This is a genomic window from Mesorhizobium sp. WSM4820 (assembly GCF_055811075.1).
This window is the reverse complement of record NZ_JBVVQN010000090.1, coordinates 1-473: the sequence shown is the minus strand read 5'-3', so window position 1 is coordinate 473 and position 473 is coordinate 1. Positions and strand designations below refer to the sequence as shown.

1 protein-coding gene is annotated in these 473 nt (G+C 65.5%); it reads left to right on the top strand.

The window, feature by feature from the left end; genetic code table 11:
• Window positions 1-473 (top strand): aminotransferase class I/II-fold pyridoxal phosphate-dependent enzyme (locus AC0L2R_RS33850; RefSeq protein ID WP_473514125.1); only part of this gene is annotated, 473 nt, incomplete at both ends.

Below are 473 nucleotides of genomic sequence, written 5' to 3'. Positions count from 1 at the left end.
GGCTCGGCCGAGCATTGCGGCGTCGAGGGCAGGGTGGACATCATCACCGGCACGCTCGGCAAGGCATTGGGCGGCGCGTCGGGCGGCTACACATCGGGCAAGAGCCAGGTGGTCGACTGGCTTCGCCAGCGCTCGCGTCCCTATCTGTTTTCCAACACCCTGATGCCGGCGATCGCCGGCGCCTCGATCCGGGTTTTCGAACTGATCAAAAATGGCGATGCGCTGCGTCAGCGCCTCTATGCCAATGCGGCGCGGTTCCGGTCTGAAATGGGTAAGCTCGGCTTTACGCTGGCCGGCGCCGAACATCCGATCGTTCCGGTCATGCTCGGCGATGCGACGCTGGCGCAGGAGATGGCGGCCCGCATGCTGCAGCGCGGCATCTATGTCATCGGCTTTTCCTTCCCCGTCGTGCCCAAGGGCCAGGCCCGCATCAGGACGCAGATGTCGGCCGCCCATTCCAGCGCCGACATCGA